Raw genomic sequence first — 22,353 nt, forward strand, 5'->3', positions numbered from 1 at the left:
ACATGCGCTCGGCCGCCGTCACACTCACGCCGTGGCCGGGGGAGAGCCTCGCGCTCGGCCGCACCGGCTTCAACGGACGCCGGGCGCGGTGGAATGCGAAGGCTGCCGCTCCTATTTTTGATGTTGCGGCGCAATGACTCCTGCTGCGGCGCGTCCGTGTTTCGCGCTTGCGCGTCGGCCGGCTTGGTGGGAGCATCGTCGTCACGGAGCCGACAAGGTTTCCACTCGCCGGCGCCGGCAACGGGAGCGGGTCATGAGTGAGACGAAAACGTCCGGCGAGGCGAGAGCCGCAGGCGCGCGTCTGATCGCGCTGGTCGGCCCCTTTCAGAGCGGCAAGACGAGCCTGTTCGAGTGCCTGCTCGCACGATGCGGCGCGATCTCGCGCCAGGGCTTCGTGCGCGACGGCGCCAGCGTCGGGGACTCCTCCCCCGAGGCGCGCGCCCATGCGATGAGCGTCGAGAGCAATGTCGGCGGCGTCGATTATCTCGGCGACCGCTATGTCTTCGTCGATTGCCCCGGCTCGGTCGAATTCGCCGATGAACAGCGCCGGGTCCTACCCGTGGCGGACGTCGCGATCGTCGTCGCCGAGGCCGATCCGCGCAAGCTGCCCGCGCTCCAGCTCGTGCTGCGCGCCGTCGAGGACGCCGGCGTTCCGCATTTGCTGTTCCTCAACAAGATCGATGCGGCTTCGGGAAGCCTGCACGAGACCTTGTCGCTGCTGCAATCCGTTTCGCGCACGCCTCTGCTGCTGCGGCAAATCCCGATTTGGAACAACGGCATTGCAGTCGGCTTCATCGATCTCGCTCTGGAGCGGGCCTATGTCTATCGCGAGCACGCGCCCTCCGAGGTGATCGACATTCCGCCGGGCGAGGCGGTTCTCGAGAAGGAGGCGCGCTATTCCATGCTGGAGCGGCTCGCCGATTACGATGATGCGCTGATGGAGGAGCTCATCACCGACATCGAGCCGCCGCGCGACCAGATTTTCGACGATCTCGCCAAGGATCTGCGCGGCGGACATGTCGCGCCCGTGTTCGTCGGCGCGGCCGAGCGCGGCGCCGGCGTCACACGTCTATTGAAGGCGCTGCGTCACGAGGCGCCGGGGATCGCGCAGACGCGGGCGCGGCTCGGAATCGAGGAGAAGGGGCCGGCGCTCGCGCAGATCATCCGCGCCGTTCACACGCCGCATGGCGGCAAGCTGTCGCTGGCGCGCGTGCTGCGCGGCGGCTTTCACGACGGCCAGGCGGTGGTCGGCGCCTCGGGCGTCGAGGACAAGATCTCCGGGCTCTTCTCGCTGATCGGCGGCGCAGCGACGAAGCAAGCGAAGGCCGAGACGGGCGACACGCTCGCGTTCGGACGGCTCGAGCATGCCGCTGTCGGCGATATTCTGAGCGCGGAGACGCATGGCGCAGCGCCCGTCCCCGCGAAGATAGACGCGCCGTCGCCCGTTTATGCGTTGGCGCTCGCGGTGAAGGACCGCAAGGACGAGATGCGGCTCACCGCCGCGCTCGCCAAGCTGATCGACGAGGACCCTTCGCTCGTCTTCGTCCACAATCAAGAACTCGGCGAGATGAAACTGCTCGGCCAAGGCGAAATGCATATTCGCGTCGCCCTGGAGCGGCTTTCGTCCCGTTATGGCGTCACGGTCTCCACCCATCCGCCGGCCGTCGGCTACCGGGAGACGATCCGCCGTGGGGTGAGCGTGCGTGGGCGGCACAAGAAGCAATCGGGCGGCCACGGCCAGTTCGGCGACGTCGTGCTCGAGGTGGCCCCGCGCGGGCGCGGCGAGGGCTTCGGCTTCCTCGAGCGGGTGCATGGCGGAGTTGTGCCAAAACAATACTACTCATCGGTCGAAGCCGGCTGCCGCGACGCGCTGGCCCGCGGACCGCTCGGCTTTCCGGTCGTCGATGTGGAAGCCGTTCTGGTCGACGGCTCTTACCATAGCGTCGATTCCTCCGACATGGCGTTCCGCACCGCCGCCCGCATCGGCATGGCCGAGGCGCTGGGCAAGGCGGAGCCGCTCCTGCTCGAACCCCTGCTCTCCGTGGTGATCCGCACGCCGAGCGAAGCGATGTCGCGGGCCACGTCTCTCGTCTCGTCCCGGCGCGGGCAAATACTGGGATTTCATCCGCGTTCCGCCTGGGAGGGATGGGACGAGATCGAGGCGCTCATCCCCGAGGCGGAGATCGGCGACCTCATCATCGAACTGCGCTCCGCCACATCCGGCGCGGGCAGTTTCGAGGCCGCCTTCGACCATCTCGCCGAAGTGGTGGGGCGGCAGGCGCGCGAGGTCGTCGCGGCGCGCGGGGGAGCGGCGGCGGAACGCTGAGCGCCGCGGGGCGCGATTGTCCCACGTAGAAACGATGCACTGCTGGCTCGTTTCTTGATCCGCGCCGATAGGCGTCTCATCGCTGTCTCATTTTGGCAAGGTTGACGCGGCGGCAAGGTCTCGCGCTCGGCGTTCGCCGCCGCGTGGACGAGTGTCGGCGCAAGCTGTCTATTCCGGAACAGGGCGCATGCATTCCGAAACGCATTTTTACTTCGGCGGGTCGATTGAAGTAGACGAAGCGCCACGCGCGTCCGGCATCGAGGGCGTCGGCGATCTGGCCTGGGGATCGCACTTCTGCCAGTTCTATCGGAATGCGGGCGAGCTGCTCGAGATCGTCGCGCCTTATTTGGCCGCCGGGCTCGCCGCCGGCGAACTGTGTCTCTGGGCGGTCGCGCCGCCGCTCGCCGTGGAGGAGGCAAAGGACGCATTGCGTCGCATCTCGCCCGAGATGCGCGGCCGCCACGCCGTGGACTGTATCGAGATCTTGCCGTTCGAGGAGATCTACGTCCATGAGGGAAGGCTCGACGGCGGCCATGCGTTGCGGTTGCTGGAGGCCAGGATCGAGCTCGCCTACCGGCGCGGTTTCGCGGGGTTGCGCGTCGCCGGCAACGCCTTCGAGTTCGGCGCGGACGATTGGCCGGGTATCGCGAGATACGAGACGCGGCTCGGCTCGCTCGTCGTGTCCAAACGTATCTTGTCGCTCTGCGCCTATCCGTTGTCGTCATGCGGGGCCGCCGAGGTGCTGGACGTCATCGCGCGCCACGACTTCGCGCTGATGCGCCGCAACGACCGCTGGGACGTGATCGAGAATGTCGCGGCTCATCGCGCGAGGCAGGCTCTGCGCGAGAGCGAGGAATATTTCCGCCTCATAGTCCAGGGCGCGCCCGATACGGCGCTGTTCACACTCGACTCCGAAGGACGCGTCGCGAGCTGGAATCACGACGCGCAGCGCATTTGCGGCTGGACGGCGGCGGACATCGTCGGCTGCGACGGTTCGGTCTTCTATCCAGAGGATCGACGCGGCTCGGCCGCTCAGGAGCTCGCGCACGCCATCGCTCACGGCGGCTACAGGGGAGAGAGCGAGTGCCTGCGCAAGGACGGGACGTCCTTTCCCGTCGAGACGCAGATTTCGCCGCTGCGCGATGATCGCGGGCGGCTGCGCGGCTTCGCCAGGACCATGCGCGATGTGAGCGAGCGCAAGCGCGCCGAGCGCGAGGCGATGGCCAATCAGGCCCATCTGCGGGCGCTCGTGGAAAGCGCCGTCGACGGCATCGCCACGCTGGACGAGAGCGGCGTCATTCTATCGGTGAACTCCGCGGCTCTGCGGATGTTCGGCTATGAGGCGTCCGAGGCGATCGGCCATCCCCTCGACCTGTTCGTCCCGCAAGCGCTCGAGCCCGGGAGCTTCCTCGCCGAATGGCCGGCGAGGAAGGACGCAGGCGCGCCGGAGGCCGGCGAGCTCGTCGGGCGGCGCAAGGACGGCTCCGCATTTCCTCTGGAGCTGACGATCAGCGAGGCGCCTTTCGACGGCGGCCGCCTCTTCATCGGATTCCTGCGCGATCTGACCGAGCGTCGCCGCGCCGAGGCGCAGATGCGCAAATTGCGCATCGACCGCTTCGATCTGATGGCGCAGGTCGCAGCCGGCGTCGCCCATGAGATCAACCAGCCGTTGTCCGCGATCGCCGCTTATCTCGGCACGGCGCGGCGGCTCCTGCATCGCGGCCGGCAGGCGGAGAACGCCGCCCACGACCTGGACCGGATTCTGGAGAGGGCGGTCGCGCAGGTGATGCGCTCCGCGCAGATCATCGGTCAGCTGCGCGGCGTCGTCGCCGCCGCGGAGCCGGACAAGACCCTGCAGAGCCTGCACCGGATCATCGAGGAAGCGCGCGACTTCGCCGATCCCGAGCAGACTGCCGCCAAGGTCGCAGTGACCGTCGAGCTCGCGGCGGCGAACGACTGCGTCATTGTCGATCGGGCGCAGATGCGGCAGGTGCTGATCAATCTCGAGCGCAACGCCGTCGAGGCGATGCAAGGCGCGGACAAGCGCGAGCTCGTCATTTCGACGCGCCTCGTCGACGGCGGCATGATCCGCACCGACATCGCCGATACGGGTGCGGGACTCTCGGAGGAAATCACCAGCCTGCTGTTCGAGCCCTTCGTCACCACCAAGACTCATGGCCTCGGCGTCGGCCTCGCCGTCTCGCGCGCGATCGTCGAGGCGCATTACGGCCGACTCTGGGCCGAATCCAATCCCGGCGGCGGCGCGATTCTGAGCTTCACGCTCCCGCTCGCCGGCGAGCATGGCGACGCAGGACTCGTCGAGGCGGAGTGAAGGGACGCGCCCCCGGCGCGTCCCGCTCGAGGATCAGGTCAGATATTGGCCGCCGTTGATCGTCAGCGTCGAGCCGGTGATGAAGCCGGCGTCGTCGGAGGCCAGGAACACGACCGCGCGCGCGATCTCCTCCGGCTCGCCGAGACGGCCGACCGCGATATAGGGAATGATGTGCTTGTCGAGCACTTCCTGCGGAACGGCCTTCACCATATCGGTGGCGATATAGCCGGGCGCGATGGCGTTGACGGTGACGCCCTTGGACGCGCTCTCCTGCGCCAGCGCCTTCACGAAGCCGATATCGCCGGCCTTGGAGGCGGAGTAGTTGGTCTGGCCCGCCTGGCCCTTCTGGCCGTTGATCGACGAGATGACGATGATGCGGCCGAAGCCGCGATCGCGCATGCCGTTGATGACCGGGCGCGTTACATTGAACAGCGAGTTGAGATTGGTGTCGATCACCGCCCGCCACTGCGCGAGCTCCATCTTGTGGAACAGGCGATCCTTGGTGATGCCGGCGTTGTTGACCAGAATATCGACGGGTCCGATATCCTTCTCGATCTGGGCGAGAGCGGCGGCGCTGGCGTCATAGTCCGAGACGTCGAACTTGTAGACGGGAATGCCCGTCGCGTCCTTGAACTTGTTCGCCGCCTCGTCATTGCCGGCGTAGGTCGCAGCGACATTATAGCCGGCCGCCTTCAGCGCCTTGGAGATCGCTTCGCCGATGCCGCGCGTGCCGCCCGTCACAACCGCTGTTCTGCCCACCTCGTCCTCCTTCATCGAATTCCCGGAAATATGGACCGCGAGCCTCTAGAGGTTCGCAGCCCTCGAGAGCGAGCCCGACGGCCCGCGGTCCTTAATTAGCGCTCGATGGTCAGCGCGACGCCCATGCCGCCGCCGATGCAGAGCGTGGCGAGGCCGCGCTTGCCGCCGCGACGCGCGAGCTCATACAGCAGCGTCGTCAGGACGCGCGCGCCCGAGGCTCCGATCGGATGGCCGATGGCGATGGCGCCGCCATTCACATTGACGATCGCCGGATCCCAGCCGAGGTCCTTGTTGACGGCGATCGCCTGCGCGGCGAAGGCCTCGTTGGCTTCGACGAGGTCGAGATCGCCGATCTTCCAGCCGGCCTTCTCCAGCGCCTTGCGCGACGCCGGGATCGGGCCCGAGCCCATCACCGTCGGATCGACGCCGGCGGTAGCCCAGGAGGCGATGCGCGCGAGCGGGGCGAGGCCGCGCCTGGCCGCTTCCGCCGCCGACATGACGACGAGCGCCGCGGCGCCGTCGTTGAGGCCGGAGGCGTTGGCCGCCGTCACCGTGCCGTCCTTGGCGAAGGCCGGCTTCAGCTTGGCGACGCCCTCGAGCGTCACGCCATGCTTGATATATTCGTCCTGGTCGACGATCACGTCGCCCTTGCGGGTCGAAACGGTGAAGGGAACGATCTCGTCCTTGAACTTGCCGGCCTTCTGCGCCGCCTCGGCCTTGTTCTGCGAGGCGACGGCGAAAGCGTCCTGCTCGGCGCGGCTGATCTGCCATTTCGCCGCGACATTCTCGGCCGTGACGCCCATGTGATACTCGTTGAAGGCGTCGGTCAGCCCGTCGACGATCATCGTGTCGACGAATTTCACGTCGCCCATCTTCGTGCCGGCGCGCATATGCGCGGCATGGGGCGAGAGCGACATGGACTCCTGGCCTCCGGCGACGATGACCGAAGCGTCGCCCGCCTGGATCTGCTGGGCCGCGAGCGCCACGGCGCGCAGGCCCGAGCCGCACACCTGATTGATCCCGAAAGCAGTCTTCTCCTGCGGCACGCCGGCCTTGATCGCCGCCTGGCGCGCCGGGTTCTGCCCCTGGGAGGCGCCGAGGACCTGTCCCAGGATGACTTCGTCGACGTCGGCAAGCTGGAGGCCCGCGCGCTCGACGGCGGCCTTCACCGCGACGGCGCCGAGCTCATGGGCCGGCGTCGAGCCGAACGCCCCGTTGAACGATCCCACGGCGGTCCGCGCCGCGGAAACGATCACGATTTCCGTCGTCATGTCGATCTCCTGCTTGGTCGAGCTGCTGCGAGGCGCCCCCGGACGCCGCTGGAGCGCACGTTGAGCATTTTGCGGCAAGGCTCGTCAAGCGCCCGCCGGCGGCCAAATCGACGCGCGTCGCCGGAGCGGCGACCCCGCGCCGCGCTCCCCGGACGCGTCGGTCGCATTCTCTTCTGAGATAAATCATGATCTCATGCCGAATCGACAAGGCGGCTCACGCCGTCGCAATAGGGAGGAGGGGGCGCCGATGTTGCGACCGAAATCGACGATTTGCGCCGCAGTGACCATGATCATCGCCGCCCTTCCCGCGCTGGCCGGCGGCGACGCCGCGCACGGCGGGCGGATCGCCCGGCGCTGGTGCGCCTCCTGCCATCTGGTGGCGGACGGACAGAAGAGCGCCATGTCCGACGCGCCGAGCTTCTCCGACATCGCCCGCCGCCGCGAGGACGCGAAGGCGCTGGCCAATTTCCTCGTCGACCCGCATCCGAAAATGCCCGACATGCATTTGTCGCGGCGCGAGATCGACGATCTCGTCTCCTATATCCGCAGCCTCGACCCGCGCCCGCGTCCGCCCGAGCCGGGCATCGACAAAGACGACCGGCCCAAGCACGGATAGACCCGCGGCCGCGCTGGACGAAGGCGGCGCGAGGCCCTAATCAGCCCCGATCGTTCGAGGATCGGCGCCATGGCCTATGCGGTCAAGGAGGCTTTCAAGACGCTGCAAGGCGAAGGCCGCCACGCCGGGCGGACCGCCGTCTTCTGCCGTTTTTCCGGCTGCAACCTCTGGAGCGGCCGCGAGGCCGACCGCGCGGACGCCGCCTGCCGCTTCTGCGACACGGATTTCGTCGGCGTCGACGGCGAGGAGGGCGGACGTTTCGAGACCGCCGCCGCGCTCGCCGACCGCCTCGCCGCCCTTTGGGGCGAGGGGCGCGAGCGGCGTTTCGTCGTCTTGACCGGCGGCGAGCCGATGCTGCAGATCGACGACGCGCTCATCGACGCGCTGCACGGCCGAGGCTTCGAGATCGCGGTCGAAACCAATGGGACTCGCCCGGTTCCGCGCGCGATCGACTGGATCTGCGTCAGCCCCAAGGCCGGGGCTCCGCTCGTCCAGCGCTCCGGCGACGAGCTGAAGCTCGTCTATCCGCAGCGAGGCGCCGAGCCGGAGCTGTTCGAAGGATTGGCCTTCGACCATTTTTTGCTGCAGCCCATGGACGGACCGGAGGCGGCGCACAATACGAGGGCGGCGGTCGACTATTGCCTCGCGCATCCGCTCTGGCTTCTGTCGCTGCAGACGCACAAGACGATCGGGGTGAAATGACCATAGAGTTCGAGGTCTACCGGGAATTCTGCTTCGAGGCGGCGCACGCCCTGTGCGACCCCGAGCACCCGACCGGCGGCGTCTACCGCAATCTGCACGGACATTCGTTCCGCGTGCGGGTGACCCTGCGCGGGCCGCGGGTCGACGGCGAGGAATGGGTGATGGACCTCGGCAAGCTCGGCCGCCGACTCTCGCTGCTGCGCGAAAAACTCGACCATTCCTTCCTCAACGAGCTCGAGGGGCTCGGCAAGCCGACGCTCGAGAATCTGTGCGTCTATGTCTGGCGCGATCTCGAGCCCGAGCTGCCGATGATCCACGAGGTCGGCGTGTTCCGCGACACCTGCAACGAGGGCTGCGTGCTTCGCAAGCAGTAGACTTTCCGCCCGGCCGCGGCCATAACCAGCGCGTTTGGGCGAACGGACGCCGAGGAGGACGTTCCCATGGGTTACAAAGTCGCCGTCGTGGGCGCCACGGGCAATGTGGGCCGCGAAATGCTCGACATTCTGGCGGAGCGCCGCTTTCCGGTCTCGGAAGCAGTCGCGCTCGCCTCGTCCCGCTCCATCGGGACGGAAGTGTCCTTCGGCGACAGGACGCTCAAATGCCGCCATCTCGACACTTATGATTTCTCCGACACCGACATCTGCCTGATGTCCGCGGGCGGCGACGTGTCGCGCGAATGGTCGCCGCGCATCGGCGCGCAGGGCTGCGTCGTCATCGACAACAGCTCCGCCTGGCGCATGGATCCGGACGTGCCGCTCGTCGTGCCCGAGGTCAACGCCGATGCGGCGGCCGGCTTTGCGAAGAAGAACATCATCGCCAATCCGAACTGCTCGACCGCGCAGCTCGTCGTCGCGCTGAAGCCGCTGCACGACGCCGCGACGATCGAGCGCGTCGTCGTCTCGACCTATCAATCGGTCTCCGGCGCCGGCAAGGAGGGCATGGACGAGCTGTTCGCGCAGACCCGCTCGGTCTTCGTCTCCGATCCGCTGGAGTCGAAGAAGTTTCCGAAGCGCATCGCCTTCAATCTCATTCCGCAGATCGACGTCTTCATGGAGGACGGCTTCACCAAGGAAGAGTGGAAGATGGTGGCCGAGACGAAGAAGATCCTGGACCCCAAGATCAAGCTCGTCGCGACCTGCGTGCGCGTGCCGGTGTTCATCGGCCACAGCGAAGCGGTCAACATCGAGTTCGAGAATCCGCTGTCGCCGGACGAGGCGCGCGACATTTTGCGCGAGGCGCCGGGGGTGCTCGTCATCGACAAGCACGAGCCCGGCGGCTATATCACGCCGCATGAGGCGGCGGGCGAGGACGCGACCTATGTCTCGCGCATCCGCGACGATCCGACCGTCGAGAACGGCCTGGTTCTGTGGTGCGTCTCCGACAATCTGCGCAAGGGCGCGGCGCTGAACGCGGTGCAGATCGCCGAGGTGCTGGTGAACCGGAAGCTCGTGACGCCGAAGCAGAAGGCGGCGTGAGGGGGACGCTCCCCTTCTCCCGCTCGCGGGAGAAGGTGGCCCCGCGAAGCGGGGTCGGATGAGGGTTCCGTCCACGACAACGAACCCGCTCGCTCTCCCGAAATATCACGGACCGCAGCCGCCCTCATCCGACCCGGCTTCGCCGGGCCACCTTCTCCCACGAGTGGGAGAAGGGGCGCGAACCTGCAAAGGCTCAGCGTGGGGCGCGAGCGCTTTCGTCGCTTCGTCCACACTGCGGAACAACCTTCCTTCCCCGAGAGTCTTCATCACGCCGAAGCGTTCCAGCGCGTCCCGCGCGCGCACCGATTCGAGCCGGGCGATCGCGAAATCCGCGCCGGCCGCGCGGCAGTCCATGATATCCTGCTCGAGAATGTGCGCCGCCGTATAATCCACCTCGACGATATTGCCCGCCTCGAGCACCACCAGCTTCGGCCGCGTCTCGTCCGCCTCGAAAGCTTCGCGCAGCTCGCGCTGAAAGCCGTAGGCGTTGAGGAAGGAGAGCGGCGCCTGGAACGCTGCGACCAGCACGCCTTCGAGGCGCTCGCCGCCGGGCTCGGCGCCGTCGTCCGCCGCGGGCCACCAGATCGACGTGCCCGGCACGCGCTCGAACACGAGAAGCCGCGTGCGCGTCGTCGTCCATACGCCGTGCAGCAGTGAAAGGAGTATCGCGAGCGACACGCCGGTCTGCACCGGCAATGCGACCACGGCGGCCACGGTCAGCGCGACCAGCGCGAATTCGCTGCGTGTCTTGCGGGCGATATCGCGCATCAGATGCAGGCGGAAGATGCGCGCGGCGATGAACAACAGCACGCCGGCGAGCGCCGCGTTCGGCACATGGGCGAGCAGCGAGGCGCCGAAGACGAGCAACGCGCCGACGATGAGCGCGGCGACGATGGAGGAGAGCTGCGAGCGTCCGCCGGTCGCGGCGACGATCGCCGTGCGCGGCGGCGAGGCGTCGACGGCGAAGGCGCCGACGAGGCCGGCGAGAAGGCAGCCCACGCCGACGCCGAGATAATCGCGATCGACATCGGGCGCACGCCCCTCCTCGTTCGGAAAGGAGCGCGAGGTCGCCGCCGTCTGCACCATGATCACCACGGCGATGATGATCGCGAGGCCGACGATGTGGGGGATATCCGCCGGCGCGATCTCGGGAAAGCGCGGATGCGGAAACTCCGTCGACACCGCGCCGAGCACGGCGACGCCGCGCCTCTCGAGATCGAAGGAGCGGACGGCGAGGCTCGCGCCGACGAGCGCGACCAGCGCCGACGGCAGGCGCGGGGCGATTCTCTCGCCGACGGCGATGACGGCGAGCGCGCCGAGGCCGATGGCGATCGTCGCCGGATTCACCTCGCGCCAATGTCTCGCCATTTCGTTCACGCGGTAGAATTCATTGCCTTCCACGCTCGGCAGGCCGAGCAGCGCCGGCAGCTGAGAGATCAGAATGTGGATCGATATGCCGGCGAGAAATCCCGTCGTCACCGGGACGGAGAGGAGATCGGCGATCCAGCCGGCGCGCAGCAGAAAGCCGAGAACGAGGATCGCCCCGACGAGCAGGGCGAGGAAGGAGGCGAGCGCCAGAAATTGCGGCGAGCCCCGCGCGGCGAGCAGAGCGAGGGCGCCGGCGAAGATCGGCGCGATCGTCGAATCGGCGCCCGACGAGAGAAAGCGATTGGAGCCGAAGGCGGCGAAGGCGAGCGAGCCCGCGAGAAAGGCGAAGAAGCCGATCTGCGGCGGAAAGCCGGCGAGCCGCGCCGTCGCCATCTGCTCGGGAATGGCGATGGCGGCGAGGGTGAGGCCGGCGGCGAGATCGTAGGACCAGCGGGCCTGAGGCAGAGACGGGAAGACCGGCCAGGAGCGCGTCGGCGGCATGATCGCAGTTCCGAAAGGCGGCCACGAACAGCCGCTCCGCAAATCTAGGGCGCGACGCTCGGCGATCGATGCGAGGAATGGCGCGGAGCGCAGCCGGCGCAGTCCGCCGTTGCGCGCAAGCCGTTGGCCGCACGCGACAAAGCATGCGGCGCGCGTGTCTTTAAAATCGGCCAGAACTCGGCTATGAACGGGCGAAATCAGCCGCTCGGCGCGCTCTGCGGCGCGCGCGTCGCATACGGCTCCTCTCGGGAATGCTCGCCTTCATGTCCTTCGATCCGTTCGCTGTGGCCCTGCCTCTGTCGTTCCTCGCCTGGCTCGTCCACATGATCGCCTTTCACGGCGTCGGGCTCGCCTTCGAATGGTGCGACAGGACGCATCGGCTCGCGCGCTTCAAGGTGCGCGATCTCGATCGCATGAGCTATCGTCAGCTCCTGCCGCGCGTGCTGCTCAATCAGACGGCGATCTTGCTGCCGGCCATGCTGGCGACGCAATATTTCGGCCTCGCCTTCGTCGGCTCGCCGCATCTCTCGTTCGTCGCGGCCGTCCTCTCGCTCGCCGGCATGGGGGTCGGTCACGACGTCGTGCAATATGTCTCGCACCGGCTGATGCATCATCCGGCGCTGATGCGCCCGCTCGGCCACACGCTCCATCACACGACCGGCGCCAGCAAGGCGATCAGCGCCTGCTATCAGTCGGGCGCCGACTTCTTCCTCGAGATCACCCTGCCCTATCTGCTGCCGCTCGTTCTCGTGGGCGGCGGCGGCTCCGACATGCTGTTCCATCTCGCCGTGCCCTGCCTCGGCGCCTTCGGCGGGCTCTACGAGCATTCGGGCTATGATTTCGGCGTCGCCTTCCGCGATCCGGCGGCGACCGGCTGGCGACGGCCGCTGAATTCCGTCCTCGACCGTCTCACCTCTAGCATCGCGCACGGCAATCACCACACGCGCGGCAATGTGAGCTTTTCCGACGGCTTCGGCAGCCCGGGCTTCTGCGACACGATCTTCCGCACCCGCTGGGATCTCGTGCCGGAGCGGGCGCGCCAGCGCGCCCGGGAAAGAGCGGCCTGAAGGCGATTACGGATCGCGTTTCCTCGCATCGGCCATATTCTCGCCCGAAGCGGCTCGTCTTCTCTTTCGTCACGCGTTCGAACCGCGCCCCGTTGGCGCCGGGCGGCGATATGGTTTAGAGAAAAAAGAACCGCGAATGCCGATGAGGCAGATGACATGCCGATGATTTCACGCCCGTCCCGCCGTTTCGCCGCCGCCCGCGGCGTCCTCGCGGCGCTGCTCGTCGCGGCTCTTCCCGCCGCGCCGGGCCGCGCCGACATTCTGGACAGCATCTCGAACGGCTTCGGCCTGTTCTCCGGCGAGAAATACAAGACCGAGCTCCTCCCCGACATTCCGGCGGAGGACATCTATAATCAGGCCCTCGCCAAGCTCGAGTCGAAAGATTACGAGAATGCGGCGAAGAAGTTCGGCGAGCTCGAGAAGCAATATCCCTTCTCGCATTGGGCGCGCAAAGGCCTCTTGATGCAGACCTACGCCCAATATCAAAAGCCGAGCTACGACGACGCGGTCGCCTCGGCGCAGCGCTACATAGGCCTCTATCCGACCTCGCCCGAGACGCCCTATATGTATTACATCGCGGGCATGTCCTATTATAATCAAGTGCCCGGCGTGATGCACGATCAGGAGACGGCGCAGAAGGCGCTCGTCATCTTCAATCAGCTGGTCGAGAAATTTCCCAAATCGGAATATGTGGCCGACGTCAAATACAAGATCCAGGTGGCGCGCGATCAGCTCGCCGCCAAGGACATGACGGTCGGCCGCTTCTATCTCACCCGCAAGAATTATTCGGCGGCGATCAATCGCTTCCACGACGTGCTCGCCAAATATCAGACGACCCGCCACGCCGAGGAGGCGCTCTATCGCCTGACCGAGGCCTATTTCGCCATGGGAATCGTCAACGAGGCGCAGACGGCGGCGGCCATTCTGGGGCATAATTTCCCCGATTCGCAGTGGTACAAGGACGCTCATGAGCTGCTCGCGACGGGCGGCGTGGCGCCGCAGGAGCATCAGGGCTCCTGGCTCTCCAAGATCGGGAAGACGCTCGGCGCCAGCTGACCGGAGCGACGGTCGGCGGCGCGCCGGCAGTGAAGTAGCGCGCCTATGCTCGTCCGTTTGTCCATCCGCGACATCGTCCTCATCGACCGGCTCGATCTCGAATTCGCGTCCGGCCTGACGACGCTGACGGGCGAGACGGGCGCCGGCAAATCCATCCTGCTCGACGCCTTTCTGCTCGCGCTCGGCGCGCGCGGCGACGCCTCTCTGGTGCGCGCCGGCGAGGCGCAGGGCCAAGTGACCGCGGTCTTCGACCTGCCGCCGACCCACGCCGCCCATGTCGCAGCCAGAGAGTTCGGCCTCGACACGGGCGAGGAACTGGTGCTGCGGCGCGTGCAGGCGGCGGACGGCCGCACGCGCGCCTTCGTCGACGACCAGCCGGTGAGCGCCCAGGCGCTGCGCGCCATCGGGGCGGAACTGGTCGAAATCCATTGCCAGCACGACGATCGCGCGCTCGTCGATCCGAGCGCCCATCGCGCGCTCGTCGACGCCCATGGCGGCCTAGCGGGCCTAGCGGCCGAGACGCGCGCGCTACACGCGGCGCTGCAGAACGCGCGCAAAATGCTCGCGGAGGAGGAGGCCCGCGTCGCGGCGGCGCGCGCCGAGGCGGATTATCTGCGCCATGCGGTGGAGGAGCTGGAGGCGCTGGCGCCGCAGCGCGGCGAGGAGGCCGCGCTCGCCGAACGGCGCCAGTCCATGCAGCGGGCCGAGAAGGTCGCCGGCGATCTCCGCGACGCGCTCGCCGCCTTCTCCGGCGATCATTCGCCGGCGTCCGAGATCGGCGCCGCGGCGCGAAGGCTCGAGCGCCGCCTGACGCAGGCCCCGCAGCTGCTGGAGCCGCCGGCGCGGGCGATGTCGGCGGCGCTCGACGCGCTCGGCCTCGCCGAACAGGCGCTGGAGCGGGCGCTGGCCGACGCCGATTTCGATCCGCGCGAATTGGAGCGGCTCGAAGAGCGGCTGTTCGCGCTGCGCGGCGCGGCGCGCAAGCATCAGGTCGCGGCCGACGATCTCGCCGCTCTCGCCGGGCGTTTCGCCGGCGAGCTCGCGGCGCTGGACGCGGGCGAGGCCCGCATCGCCGCCCTCGCGCAGGAGGTCGAGCGCGCCGGCGCCGTTTATGCCCGCGCGGCGGAACGCCTGTCGGCGGCGCGGCGGGCGGCGGCGAAAAAGCTCGACGTTCTCGTCGACGCCGAATTGAAGCCACTGCGGCTCGACGGCGCGCATTTCCGCACCGAAATCGTCAGCGACCCGACGAGCGGCGGGCCGGACGGCTATGACCGCGTCGAGTTCTGGGTGCAGACCAATCCGGGCTCGCGGCCGGGCCCGCTGGTGAAGGTCGCCTCGGGCGGTGAGCTCGCGCGCTTCATGCTGGCGCTGAAAGTCGTGCTCGCCGACCGCGGCTCGGCTCCGACGCTCGTTTTCGACGAGATCGACACGGGCGTCGGCGGCGCGGTGGCCGACGCCATCGGCCAGCGCCTCGCGCGGCTCGCGACGCGCGCGCAAGTGCTGGCGGTGACCCACGCCCCGCAAGTGGCGGCGCGCGCGAGCCGCCATCTGCGCATCGCCAAAGGCGTGGCGGGCGGCGGCAAGGCGGCCAATGCCGGCCGGGTCGCGACCCGCGTCGCCGAGCTGGCGGCGGCCGAGCGCCGCGAGGAGATCGCCCGCATGCTGGCCGGCGCGACCATTACCGACGAAGCCCGCGCCGCCGCCGCGCGGCTGCTGGAAGGGGCGGGCGGAACGTCCTCCTTCTCCCGCTCTGCGGGAGAAGGCGGCCCGGCGTAGCCGGGTCGGATGGGGGCCGCTGCTGTTCGCGGAGCGGATGACGTTTTCGATATCGTTGCAGCGGGACGCGCCCTCATCCGACCTCGCTGACGCGAGGCCTCCTTCTCCGCGAAGCGGGAGAAGGAGCGCGCACGATGTTCTCGCCTTATCCATTCACATCCGGCGACGTCGCCTCCGCCGCCAGCGCGGCGAGCGCATCGCCGAGGCTCGCGGAGCTCTGCGCCTGCGAGCCGAGCCTTCGGATCGACACCGTGCGCTCGGCCGCCTCCTTCTTGCCGACGACGAGAAGGACCGGGACCTTGGCGAGCGAATGCTCGCGCACCTTATAGGTGATCTTCTCGTTGCGCAGATCGAGCTCCGCCGAGAGGCCGAGTTCGCGCGCCCCCGCCGCCACCTCGAGCGCGTAATCATCGGCGTCCTGCGTGATCGTGCAGACGACGATCTGCAGCGGCGAGAGCCACAGCGGCAGATGGCCGGCGTAATGCTCGATCAAAATGCCGGTGAAGCGCTCGAGCGAGCCGAACATGGCGCGGTGGATCATCACCGGCGTCTTCTTTTCGCTGTCCGGTCCGATGTAGAAGGCGCCGAAGCGCCCGGGCAGATTGAAGTCGACCTGCGTCGTTCCGCATTGCCATTCGCGGCCGATCGCGTCGCGCAGCGTATATTCGAGCTTCGGCCCATAGAAGGCGCCCTCGCCCGGATTGACGCCAGTCTCGAGGCCGCGGGCCTTCAACTCGTCCAGCACCTTGTAGAGCGCGGCTTCCGCCTTGTCCCAGGCCTCGTCCGAGCCGACGCGCTTCTCGGGACGCGTGGAGAGCTTCACCACCACATGGTCGAAGCCGAAGTCCTGATAGATCGTCAGGATGAGGTCGTTGATCTTCAACGCCTCCTCCATGATCTGGTCCTCGTTGCAGAAGATATGCGCGTCGTCCTGCGTGAAGGCGCGGACGCGCATCATGCCGTGCAGCGCGCCCGACGGCTCATAGCGATGCACGATGCCGAACTCGGCGATCTTCACCGGCAGGTCGCGATAGGACTTGAGCCCGTTCTTGAAGATTTGCACATGGCCGGGACAGTTCATCGGCTTCAGCGCGAAAATCCGCTCGTCCTCGGTCTTGGTGAGGAACATGTTCTCGCGATAGGTCTGCCAGTGGCCGGAGGTCTCCCACAAGGCGCGGTCGAGCACTTGCGGCGTGTTCACCTCCTTGTAGCCGGCGGCCTTCTGGCGCCGGCGCATATAGGAGACGAGCGTCTGGAACAAAGTCCAGCCCTTCTCGTGCCAGAAGATCGTGCCCGGCCCTTCCTCCTGGAAATGAAACAGGTCCATCTCGCGCCCGAGCCGCCGATGGTCGCGCCGCTCCGCCTCCTCGAGCCGATGCAGATAGGCGTCCAAGTCCTCCTGCTTGGCGAAGGCGGTTCCATAAATGCGCGACAGCATCGGATTATTGTGGTCGCCGCGCCAATAGGCGCCCGCCACCTTCATCAGCTTGAAGGCCGTTCCGATCTTGCCGACCGAGGGCATATGCGGGCCGCGGCAGAGATCGAGCCATTGCCCCTGGCGATAGATTCTCAAATCCTCGTCGCCGGGAATGGATTCGATCAGCTCGCGCTTGAAGGCCTCGCCCTTGGCGGTGAAATAGGTCTTGGCCTGATCGCGCGTCCAGACCTCCTTGGTGATCGCGGCGTCGCGCGCGACGATCTCGCGCATCTTCTTCTCGATGAGCGGGAGGTCGTCGGGCGTGAAGGGCTCGGCGCGATGGAAATCGTAATAGAAGCCGTTCTCGATCACCGGGCCGATGGTGACCTGCGTGCCGGGGAAAAGCTCCTGCACGGCTTCGGCCAAGAGATGCGCGCAATCGTGGCGGATCAGCTCCAGCGCGCGCGGATCTTCGCGAGACACGAATTCGATCTTCGCGTCGCGGTCGATTCTGTCCGCGAGGTCTCGCAGCTCTCCGTCGAGCGCCATGGCGACGCTGCGTTTGGCGAGTGAGGGGGAGATGCTCTTGGCGACATCGAGGCCGGAGACGCCCGGCTCGAATTGACGGGACGCCCCGTCGGGGAAAGTAACGGCGATCATGTCTTCTCCTTTGCGCCCACTCGCCGATACGAATCGGCGTAAGTCGCGGAAATCCGGGCGAAGCCCGAACGCGCCCTGATTAAGAGCCTGCGCCGCGCTTGGCAATGGAAAAGGGCCGCGGAGCGGGAGCGCGCTGGGGCAGAATGCCACAGTCGCAAGGCGCGATCGTCGCCATTAAATCACAGACTGACGATGTGGAAGCGGCTCGCGGTCGGAGCGGCGAACGCCCAAGGTCGCGCACAATCGCAGGCAGGGAGGATCATATGAATCCGATATCGAAACGGAAAGGGACCATCGCCGCCGCCGCGCTGCTGCTGGCGATCGGCGGAACGGCGGCGGCGCAGCAAGGCGACGCCGCGCCGGGACAGGGCATGTCCGGCCATGACCATGGCGGCGGCGAGCGCCATGGCGGAATGGGTCATGGCGGCATGGGTGGGATGGGCGGAATGGGCCATGGCGGAATGATGCATGGAATGGGAGGCATGAACCACGGCGGCATGAGCCATGGCGATGCGGCCGGAGCCCCGGACGCCGAGCAGCCGGGCGAGGATCACGTGACGCACGGCGGCGGCATGAAGATGAAACATCTCTGCGGCGCCGGAGAGCATATCGAAGGCCGGCTCGCCTATCTGAAGGCCGAGTTGAAATTGACCGACGCCCAGGCGACGCAATGGAACGCCTTCGCCGACGCCTATCGCTCGGCCGGAGCCAAGGCGGCGCAATATCGCGCCGCCGCGAAGGACCATGAGATGCCGGCCGGCGTGCTGGAGCGGCTCGGCATGATGGAGCGCGACATGACCGCCCATCTCGATGCGGTTCGCGCGATCAAAGCGGCGGCGGAGCCTTTGTTCGCGGCGCTGAGCGACGAGCAGAAGAAGACCGCCGAGGAGGCCATGACCGGCGTGATGAAGCTCGGCATGGGCAAGCACTGAGCGGCGCAGCGGCTTTGTCGCGACTGCACGGCGCGGCCGCCGCTTTCAGCTGCGGCCGAAGGTCTCGTCGAAGGAATAGCCCGTTCCGCGCACCGTGCGGATCGGGTCCTTCTCGCGGCCGCGGATGATCGCCTTGCGCAGACGGCCGACATGCACGTCGACGGTGCGCTCGTCGATCTCTGCCGAGAGGCCCCAGACGCTGTCGAGCAATTGCGCGCGCGAGAACACGCGGCCGGGCTTCTCCATCAGATATTCCAGCAGGCGGAATTCGGTGGGGCCGAGATGAATCTCGCGGCCGGCGCGCTTCACCCGGCGTGTCTCGCGGTCGAGGTCGATGTCGCCGGCCACGAGGCGCGTCGCGACGCGCTCCGGGCGCGCGCGGCGCAGCAGCGCATGCACGCGCGCCATCAGCTCCGGCGTCGAGAACGGCTTCACCACATAATCGTCGGCGCCGACCGAGAGGCCGCGCACGCGCTCGTTCTCGTCGCCGCGCGCGGTCAGCATGATGATCGGCATGGTGCGCGTGTCCTCGCGCGCGCGCAGGCGCCGGCAGATCTCGAGGCCGGAGACGCCCGGCAGCATCCAATCGAGAATGACGAGATCGGGGAGCGATTCCGACAAGCGGATCTCCGCCTCGTCGCCCCGCTCGACATGCTCGACCTGAAAGCCCTCCGCCTCGAGATTATAAGCGAGCAGCAGAGCGAGCGCCGCCTCGTCCTCGACGACGAGAATACGCGGCGCCCGGTCGTTGGGCGTCTCGCGCGACGCCGAGACGCGGACTTCGTTCATGGCGTCTGCTCTTTCGCCTCGCCGGCCGGCGTCGCGGGCTTGCCGCCCTTGGGCCGCTCGGTCGGCATGGATTCGCCGGTGACGAGATAGACGATGGTCTCGGCCACATTGGTCGTGTGGTCGCCGATCCGCTCGATATTCTTCGAGCAGAACAGCAGATGCGTGCAGAAGGAGATGTTGCGCGGATCCTCCATCATGAAGGTCAGGAGATCGCGGAACACCGAATCTTCGAGCGCATCGAGCTCCGTGTCATTGGCCCAGACCGCCTTGGCCCGCTCCACGTCGCGCTGCGCATAGGCGTCGAGCACGTCCTTGAGCTGGAGCGAGGCGACCTCCGCCATCGTCTTCAGCCCGATGATGGCGCGCGGCACGCGCGCTTCCGACAGAATCTTCACCGTGCGCTTGGCGATGCTCTTGGCGAGGTCTCCGACGCGCTCGAGATCGGCGGCGATGCGCATCGCCGCGATGCACTCGCGCAGATCGACCGCGAGCGGCTGCCGGCGCGCGATGGTGAGAATGGCGCTCTCCTCGATCTCGCGCTGCAGCGCGTCGAGCCGCGTGTCGGTCGCGACGACGCGATGCGCGAGCTCCGTGTCGAAATTGGCGAGGGCGTCCATCGCCTCGCCCAGCATTTTCTCGGCGATGCCGCCCATCTCGGCGATGCGGCGGCCCAGCGCCTCGAGGTCCCGGTCGTAAGAACTGACGATATGTTCGCTCATGGTCTCGTCCTCATGTGCGTCGGGCGCGCGCGTCAGCCGAAGCGGCCGGTGATGTAGTCCTGCGTCTTCTTGCTCTGCGGCGCGGTGAACAGCGTGTTCGTCTCGCCGAATTCGACGAGATCGCCGAGATACATGAAGGCGGTGAAATCCGAGACGCGGGCCGCCTGCTGCATGTTGTGGGTGACGATGGCGATGGTGTAGCGCTCCGACAATTCGTCGATCAGCTCCTCGATCTTCGCGGTGGAGATCGGATCGAGCGCCGAGCAGGGCTCGTCGAACAGGATCACGTCCGGCTGAATGGCGACCGTGCGGGCGATGCACAGGCGCTGCTGCTGGCCGCCCGAGAGGCCGAGGCCGCTCGAACCGAGCTTGTCGCGCACCTCGTCCCACAGCGCCGCGCCGCGCAGCGCCGCCTCGACGCGGCCGTCCATCTCGCTGCGCGAGAGCTTCTCGTAGAGGCGGATGCCGAAGGCGATATTGTCGTAGATCGACATGGGGAAGGGCGTCGGCTTCTGGAACACCATGCCGACGCGCGAGCGCAAGAGGTTGAGGTCGATGCCCGGATCGAGGATGTTCTCGCCGTCGAGCAGCACCTCGCCCTCGGCGCGCTGCCTGGGATAGAGGTCGTACATGCGGTTCAGCACGCGCAGCAGCGTGGATTTGCCGCAGCCCGACGGGCCGATGAAGGCCGTCACCTTATTGGTGTAGAGCGGCAGCGAAATCTTCTTCAGCGCATGCGACTGGCCGTAATAGAAGTCGAGATTGCGCACCGAGACCTTGGTGGAGGCTTTGGTTTCGATCACCGGCATGGCGGTCATTTCTGCTTTCCTCGGCTGCTGAGCGCGCGCGCTGTGATCGACAGGAGAAGAACGGCGATCGTGACCAGCAGGGCGCCGGTCCAGGCCAGCTGCTGCCAATCCTTGTAGGGCGAGAGCGCGAATTGGAAGATGACGACGGGAAGGCTCGACAGCGGCGCGTCGAGGTTCGTGCTCCAGAATTGATTGTTGAGCGAGGTGAACAGCAGTGGCGCCGTCTCGCCGGAGACGCGGGCGACGGCGAGCAGCACGCCGGTGACGATGCCGGATTTGGCGGCGCGATAGGCGACGCGCAGCAGCATGTGCGAGCGCGGCAGGCCGAGCGCCGCCGCCGCCTCGCGCAGCGGACTTGGAACCAGCAGCAGCATGTCCTCCGTGGTGCGCACGACCACCGGCACGACCAGAACCGCGAGCGCCAGCGCGCCGGCGATGCCGGAGAAATGCCCGACGCGCGCCACCACCACGGTGTAGACGAACAGGCCGATGACGATCGACGGCGCGCTGAGCAGGATGTCGTTGATGAAGCGCACGATCGTCGTGAGCATCGAATAGCGGCCGTATTCGGCCATGTAGGTGCCGGCCAGCATGCCGAGCGGCGTGCCGATCACGACGCCGATGACCGTCATCATCAGCGAACCGACGATGGCGTTGAGCAGGCCGCCGGAAGAGCCCGGCGGCGGCGTCATCTCGGTGAAGACGGCGGGCCCGAGCCCGCGCGCCCCTTCGAAAATCAGCACGCCGAGGATCAGCACGAGCCAGCTGAGCCCGAACAAGGTCCCGGTCCAGCAGAGAGCCTTGGCGACGGAGTCGACGCGGCGGCGATGGGAATAGAGGGACAAGGGTCAGGCTCCCGATTTCTGCTCGATGCGCATCAGCATGAAGCGCGCCGCCGCCAGCACGAAGAAGGTGATGACGAAGAGGATGAGGCCGAGCTCGATCAGCGCCGATGTGTAGATGTCGCCGACCGCCTCGGTGAATTCATTGGCGATGGTCGCCGAGATCGTCGTGCCCGGCGCGAGCAGCGAGCTCGACACCCTGTGGGCGTTGCCGATGACGAAGGTGACGGCCATGGTCTCGCCGAGCGCGCGGCCTAGTCCGAGCATCACGCCGCCGATCACGCCGACTCGCGTGTAGGGAATGACGACATAGCGCATCACCTCCCAGGTCGTGCAGCCGATGCCGGAGGCCGCTTCCTTGAGGACCGGCGGCACGGTGTCGAACACGTCGCGCGAGATGGAGGTGATGAAGGGCAGCACCATGATCGCCAGGATGAAGCCCGCCGTCAGCATGCCGATGCCGTAGGGCGGGCCGGCGAACAGGCTCGACAGCACGGGGATGTCGCCGGTGACCGCGATCAGCGCCGGCTGCACATGCTGCTGCAGGAAGGGCGCGAGCACGAACAGGCCCCAGATGCCGTAGATGATCGAGGGAATGCCGGCGAGGAGCTCGATGGCGACGCCGATCGGACGGCGCAGCGCATGCGGGCAGAGCTCGGTGAGGAAGATGGCGATGCCGAGCCCGAGCGGGACGGCGATGACCATGGCGATCGCGGAGGTCACGAGCGTGCCGTAGATCGGCGCCACCGCGCCGAACTTCTCGGTCACCGGATTCCAGGACTCCGTCGTCAGAAAGCCGAAGCCGAAGGCGCGGATCGCGGGCATCGAGCCGTAGATCAGCGAGAAGATCACGCCGCCCAGAATGAGCAGGACGAGGATCGCCGCCGCGCGCGTGAGATTGTGGAAGAAGAGGTCGAAGAGAGCCATGCGGCTGAG

At 67.3% G+C, this 22,353-nt stretch carries 19 protein-coding genes; 10 read left to right on the forward strand and 9 right to left on the reverse strand.

What is annotated here, in order from left to right; translation table 11 throughout:
- Nucleotides 1-253: 253 nt before the first annotated feature.
- Both AC6IW9_RS03335 and AC6IW9_RS03340 read left to right on the forward strand, forming a co-directional pair.
- Nucleotides 254-2,326 (forward strand): elongation factor G, encoded by a 2,073-nt coding sequence (locus tag AC6IW9_RS03335; protein WP_497769142.1) that lies wholly within the window; start codon nt 254-256, stop codon nt 2,324-2,326.
- Between the two features lie 187 nt (nt 2,327-2,513).
- Nucleotides 2,514-4,658: a PAS domain S-box protein gene (locus AC6IW9_RS03340; protein ID WP_497769143.1), complete on the forward strand. Its 2,145-nt coding sequence runs from the start codon at nt 2,514-2,516 to the stop codon at nt 4,656-4,658.
- Between the two features lie 33 nt (nt 4,659-4,691).
- Here AC6IW9_RS03340 and phbB read toward each other — a convergent pair whose 3' ends face one another.
- Both phbB and AC6IW9_RS03350 read right to left on the reverse strand, forming a co-directional pair.
- On the reverse strand, nt 4,692-5,417 hold the full coding sequence (phbB, locus tag AC6IW9_RS03345) for an acetoacetyl-CoA reductase (RefSeq protein WP_497769144.1): 726 nt from the start codon (nt 5,415-5,417) through the stop codon (nt 4,692-4,694).
- Nucleotides 5,418-5,512: 95 nt separating this feature from the next.
- Nucleotides 5,513-6,688 (reverse strand): acetyl-CoA C-acetyltransferase, encoded by a 1,176-nt coding sequence (locus AC6IW9_RS03350; protein WP_497769145.1) that lies wholly within the window; start codon nt 6,686-6,688, stop codon nt 5,513-5,515.
- A 247-nt stretch (nt 6,689-6,935) separates the two neighbouring features.
- Between AC6IW9_RS03350 and AC6IW9_RS03355 the strand changes: the two genes are divergently transcribed.
- The 4 genes from AC6IW9_RS03355 to AC6IW9_RS03370 all read left to right on the forward strand — a co-directional run bounded on the left by AC6IW9_RS03355 (nt 6,936) and on the right by AC6IW9_RS03370 (nt 9,481).
- Nucleotides 6,936-7,304: a c-type cytochrome gene (locus AC6IW9_RS03355; protein ID WP_497769146.1), complete on the forward strand. Its 369-nt coding sequence runs from the start codon at nt 6,936-6,938 to the stop codon at nt 7,302-7,304.
- 69 nt (nt 7,305-7,373) lie between these two features.
- On the forward strand, nt 7,374-8,006 hold the full coding sequence (queE, locus tag AC6IW9_RS03360; RefSeq protein WP_497769147.1) for a 7-carboxy-7-deazaguanine synthase: 633 nt from the start codon (nt 7,374-7,376) through the stop codon (nt 8,004-8,006).
- The gene (locus AC6IW9_RS03365) at nt 8,003-8,380 is read left to right on the forward strand and encodes a 6-pyruvoyl trahydropterin synthase family protein (protein ID WP_497769148.1); all 378 of its coding nucleotides are present in this window, start codon (nt 8,003-8,005) and stop codon (nt 8,378-8,380) included. Before queE ends, AC6IW9_RS03365 begins: the two co-directional genes overlap by 4 nt.
- A gap of 66 nt (nt 8,381-8,446) precedes the next feature.
- Entirely contained in the window at nt 8,447-9,481 is a 1,035-nt protein-coding gene (locus AC6IW9_RS03370) for an aspartate-semialdehyde dehydrogenase (RefSeq protein ID WP_497769149.1), read from the forward strand.
- A gap of 105 nt (nt 9,482-9,586) precedes the next feature.
- Here AC6IW9_RS03370 and AC6IW9_RS03375 read toward each other — a convergent pair whose 3' ends face one another.
- Nucleotides 9,587-11,350: a SulP family inorganic anion transporter gene (locus tag AC6IW9_RS03375; protein WP_497769150.1), complete on the reverse strand. Its 1,764-nt coding sequence runs from the start codon at nt 11,348-11,350 to the stop codon at nt 9,587-9,589.
- Nucleotides 11,351-11,613: 263 nt separating this feature from the next.
- On the opposite strand from AC6IW9_RS03375, the gene AC6IW9_RS03380 reads away from it, so the two are divergent.
- The 3 genes from AC6IW9_RS03380 (at nt 11,614) to recN (ending at nt 15,249) form a co-directional block, all read left to right on the forward strand.
- On the forward strand, nt 11,614-12,417 hold the full coding sequence (locus tag AC6IW9_RS03380) for a sterol desaturase family protein (protein ID WP_497769151.1): 804 nt from the start codon (nt 11,614-11,616) through the stop codon (nt 12,415-12,417).
- Nucleotides 12,418-12,573: 156 nt separating this feature from the next.
- Entirely contained in the window at nt 12,574-13,473 is a 900-nt protein-coding gene (locus AC6IW9_RS03385; RefSeq protein ID WP_497769152.1) for an outer membrane protein assembly factor BamD, read from the forward strand.
- 45 nt (nt 13,474-13,518) lie between these two features.
- Nucleotides 13,519-15,249: a DNA repair protein RecN gene (gene recN / locus AC6IW9_RS03390; protein ID WP_497769153.1), complete on the forward strand. Its 1,731-nt coding sequence runs from the start codon at nt 13,519-13,521 to the stop codon at nt 15,247-15,249.
- 145 nt (nt 15,250-15,394) lie between these two features.
- Here recN and thrS read toward each other — a convergent pair whose 3' ends face one another.
- Nucleotides 15,395-17,326, reverse strand: coding sequence for a threonine--tRNA ligase (gene thrS, locus AC6IW9_RS03395; protein ID WP_497769154.1), 1,932 nt, complete (start codon nt 17,324-17,326; stop codon nt 15,395-15,397).
- Nucleotides 17,327-17,589: 263 nt separating this feature from the next.
- Here thrS and AC6IW9_RS03400 point away from each other — a divergent pair, with 263 nt between their 5' ends.
- On the forward strand, nt 17,590-18,258 hold the full coding sequence (locus AC6IW9_RS03400) for a Spy/CpxP family protein refolding chaperone (RefSeq protein WP_497769155.1): 669 nt from the start codon (nt 17,590-17,592) through the stop codon (nt 18,256-18,258).
- A gap of 45 nt (nt 18,259-18,303) precedes the next feature.
- Here AC6IW9_RS03400 and phoB read toward each other — a convergent pair whose 3' ends face one another.
- Genes phoB through pstC form a run of 5 tightly spaced genes read right to left on the reverse strand, consistent with a single transcriptional unit; the run spans nt 18,304 to nt 22,344 of the window.
- Entirely contained in the window at nt 18,304-19,047 is a 744-nt protein-coding gene (phoB, locus tag AC6IW9_RS03405) for a phosphate regulon transcriptional regulator PhoB (RefSeq protein WP_497769156.1), read from the reverse strand.
- Entirely contained in the window at nt 19,044-19,766 is a 723-nt protein-coding gene (gene phoU, locus AC6IW9_RS03410; protein ID WP_497769157.1) for a phosphate signaling complex protein PhoU, read from the reverse strand. Before phoU ends, phoB begins: the two co-directional genes overlap by 4 nt.
- 32 nt (nt 19,767-19,798) lie before the next feature.
- A complete protein-coding gene (gene pstB, locus AC6IW9_RS03415; RefSeq protein WP_497769158.1) occupies nt 19,799-20,584 on the reverse strand; it encodes a phosphate ABC transporter ATP-binding protein PstB in 786 nt (261 codons plus the stop codon).
- Complete coding sequence (pstA, locus tag AC6IW9_RS03420; protein ID WP_497769159.1) at nt 20,581-21,420, reverse strand: phosphate ABC transporter permease PstA; 840 nt, start codon at nt 21,418-21,420, stop codon at nt 20,581-20,583. Before pstA ends, pstB begins: the two co-directional genes overlap by 4 nt.
- Before the next feature lie 3 nt (nt 21,421-21,423).
- Nucleotides 21,424-22,344, reverse strand: coding sequence for a phosphate ABC transporter permease subunit PstC (gene pstC, locus AC6IW9_RS03425; protein WP_497772420.1), 921 nt, complete (start codon nt 22,342-22,344; stop codon nt 21,424-21,426).
- Between the last annotated feature and the right edge of the window lie 9 nt (nt 22,345-22,353).

The organism is Methylosinus sp. shoA (assembly GCF_059718125.1).